Annotated in this window: 3 protein-coding genes; all 3 read left to right on the top strand. The window is 57.7% G+C overall.

The genetic code is table 11. The features are described 5' to 3' along the window. The first annotated feature begins 250 nt into the window (after positions 1-250). The 3 genes from JWG43_RS17260 (at position 251) to JWG43_RS17250 (ending at position 2,866) form a co-directional block, all read left to right on the top strand. Complete coding sequence (locus JWG43_RS17260; protein ID WP_205244192.1) at positions 251-745, top strand: IS1 family transposase; 495 nt, start codon at positions 251-253, stop codon at positions 743-745. Between the two features lie 73 nt (positions 746-818). After that, positions 819-2,030: a DDE-type integrase/transposase/recombinase gene (locus tag JWG43_RS17255; protein ID WP_205244191.1), complete on the top strand. Its 1,212-nt coding sequence runs from the start codon at positions 819-821 to the stop codon at positions 2,028-2,030. Further along, positions 2,027-2,866, top strand: coding sequence for an ExeA family protein (locus tag JWG43_RS17250; RefSeq protein WP_205244190.1), 840 nt, complete (start codon positions 2,027-2,029; stop codon positions 2,864-2,866). The genes JWG43_RS17255 and JWG43_RS17250 overlap by 4 nt, the downstream gene beginning before the upstream one ends. The last annotated feature ends 169 nt before the right edge of the window (positions 2,867-3,035 follow it).

The following is a 3,035-nucleotide window of genomic DNA, read 5'->3' as shown; positions in this document are numbered from 1 at the left end:
TGTAGATTGTCACACCGTATTACCTGAAATCTAGTCGAAATTCTCAAGTAACAGTACCCTTGTGAGAAGGGTCCAACCGCAGGAAATGAGAAAAAGTGGGCAGGCTCGGCGCGGGGGGTAGGGAGGTGGATAGCAGGAACCGCCTTATGCCTTGCATCCTCCTCCCCCCTTTGGGGGGGATAAGAGGGGGGGATTGTGGTACATAGTATTTTCGCGAATAGTATCCAACACAACCCACCACCCTCTTATCATGCCTACACTATCTTCATCTCGTCCTTTCAGCAACAAAGAACCGCGTGTCCGCTGTCCTCTCTGTGGCAACTTCCTGATTATCCGCAATGGTACCTACCCAAGGGCTCACCCGGAGCAAGGGATTGAGGTCAGGGTCCAGCGCTATCTCTGTAAGGTGCCGGATTGCCCGCGGGTTTCCTTCTCGGTGTTGCGTCATCCCTTTCTGCCGATCGTCCGCCACTTCTATCAGACTCTCCTCTACTGCCAGAGCCTTTTTGCCGAGAGCCGGCTGACCCAGGCCGAAGCTGCCAGGCGACTGGGAGTGGACCGAGGTGTGGTCAGGCGGCTCCGTGCCCTGGTGGCGCGAGTCATCCCGTGGCTGGAGCACGAGAAGAACATTGCCGCCTGGGGGCCTGACCCAACGGTCCAACCTGACCAGGCCTGGGCCGATTTCACCCGGGACTTTTCGCAGAGTTTCTACCCGTGGAGGTGCTGGAAAATCGGACCAACATAATACATACCTCCACATTTCCGGGGAGATATGGTGTTGTTGCTCAAACTGTAACCCATATCCCCTGGAGGAACCCATGACGCTTGTCAAGCAAACCGATCTCGCCGTCTGGCGGTACGGTATCATCAGCCATCTTCTCCACCGCAGCGATGCGGAAGAATCACTGGAGCACGAACTGATCCGCCTTGCCGCCAAAACTTTTGTCAGAGCGGATGGACGCAGTGTCCGCTACTCCGCTGAGACCCTGCGCAAATGGCTCTACCGCTACCGTCACGGCGGCCTTCCGGCGCTGGCCGATACGCCCCGAAGTACACTCGGTCGGCATGACGCTGTGCCAGAGGAACTTGCCGAACGGATCGTTGCGTTACGAGCCGAACACCCCCGCTGGACCCTGGCGCGGATTTTCGGTCAGTTGATTGCAGAAAAGCGCTGGAACATGGTCAACCCGTCTCGCGCCACCCTCTACCGCTATGCCCATTCCCGCAACCTGCAACGTGACCCGCACCTGACGCCGCTGCCGGCAAAGGCCTTTGCCTACCAGGCTTTTGGCCAGTTGTGGAGCGCTGACTTCCTCCACGGGCCCAAGATCAGGATCAACGGCCAGAAGCGCAAGACCTATCTCCATGCCATTATCGACGATGCCACCCGTTATATCGTCCGTTCCCGTTTCTTCCTCGCCGAGGATACCGAGGTGATGATCAAAGAACTGATGGCAGCCATCACCACCCATGGCAAACCCTTGCGGTTCTACACCGATAACGGTGCCTGTTATGCCAGCCACCACCTGAAATTTGCCTGTGCCAATCTCGGTATCCATCTGATCCACTCTCCACCGGGAAAGCCAAGGGGACGCGGTAAAATTGAACGCTATTTCCGCACCGTTCGTGAACAGTTCCTCGACGGTGATACCCCGGTCGCCCACACCCTTGAAGGCATCAACAAGGCGTACCTGCAGTGGCTTGGCCAGTACCATAATTCGGTGCACGGCAGCCTGGGTATCTCCCCGTTGGCCTGTCGCCTCAGCCGGGAGAGTGCCTGCACCACCATCCCGGAAACCATTGACATCGAACAGCTGTTCCGGATGAAACGCCGCTGCCGGGTCTACCTCAACAATACTATCCGCCTCAAAAAACGCAGCTATGAACTGCAAGATGCCCTGCCCGGACAGCGGATCGACGTCTGGTTCATGCCATGGGACCTCAGCCGGATCTGGTACGGTCCAGAAATGAAACCTGCCCAGCCGGTCGATCTGCATCGTAACGCCAACGGACAGAGGAGGAAACAATGAGTTCCACGACCCAGCACCCAGGCAAACTCCCCATGGGCGACTTCTTCGGCTTCAAGCACCACCCTTTTGCCGATACCCATGGGCAGCGCCAACTCTTTCTCCCGGAGCGCGATAGCAGGCAGATCCAGACCATCAAGCGCCTGCTCCACTCCGGGAAGAGCCTCGCCCTCTGCGGGCCGTCAGGATCCGGCAAAACAACCCTCGTTCACGCCCTGCTCCAGGATCTCGACAAAAAAGCCTATCGGCCCGTCCTTCTGCCCTACGCTGGACACTCACGAAACGGCATCGCCAGGATCCTTGCGGAAACCCTCGGCGTCGACACCAAAGGGCGGGGTATCCCCTTGATCGCCAGAACCCAGCAGTATATCGAGGCCATGATCGATGGCGCCAACCCCCGCCATCCGGTGATCATCGTTGATGACGCCCAACGACTGGAAAACGACTCCCTCTGGGATCTCAGCTCGCTGCTCTTTCAGACCGCCAAACCCTCGTCCGCCGCCTCACTGCTCCTCGTCGGCGATGAAACCCTGGCCAGAAGGCTTGAGCTGCACATCCTCAACCCGATCCGTTCCCGACTCACCGGCATCATCAAAACCCAGTACCTCAACGAGTACGAATGCCAATTGTTCATCGAACATCGGTTGAAAAATGCCGCGGCCCCGAAAAATCTCTTCGAAAAGGACGCCATCGAAATCATCGCCGCCTCCACCAGGGGCAACCGGCGGGCCTTGATGAACATGGCCACCATGGCCATCGAGGAGGCCTACTACCACGAACAGAAAACCATCACCGCCGAGATCCTCTACAACTCGGAATGGTTCAACGAATCCGAGTGAAACAGCGGCGGCTGCGAGGGGACTCCTCCGTCAAGGGATAACTCGGTGCGGTAGACTGCTGTCTACTTCCCTACAGCCGGCTGGATCAATCCAGCCGGCTGCTTCTCTTACTCGTATCGGTGGTACTCGTAGTTGAGATTATTGTCGGCTTTGGGGATGCGAATCAACA

The sequence above is a fragment of the Desulfobulbus alkaliphilus genome (assembly GCF_016918545.1).
Taxonomy (GTDB): Bacteria; Desulfobacterota; Desulfobulbia; order Desulfobulbales; family Desulfobulbaceae; genus Desulfobulbus; species Desulfobulbus alkaliphilus.
This window is presented reverse-complemented; position numbering and strand designations above follow the sequence as displayed.

Bases quoted from the DNA above. Each gene is read 5' to 3' on its own strand.
- JWG43_RS17260 (WP_205244192.1), top strand. From the start codon at position 251: ATGCCTACACTATCTTCATCTCGTCCTTTCAGCAACAAAGAACCGCGT.
- JWG43_RS17255 (WP_205244191.1), top strand. From the start codon at position 819: ATGACGCTTGTCAAGCAAACCGATCTCGCCGTCTGGCGGTACGGTATC.
- JWG43_RS17250 (WP_205244190.1), top strand. From the start codon at position 2,027: ATGAGTTCCACGACCCAGCACCCAGGCAAACTCCCCATGGGCGACTTC.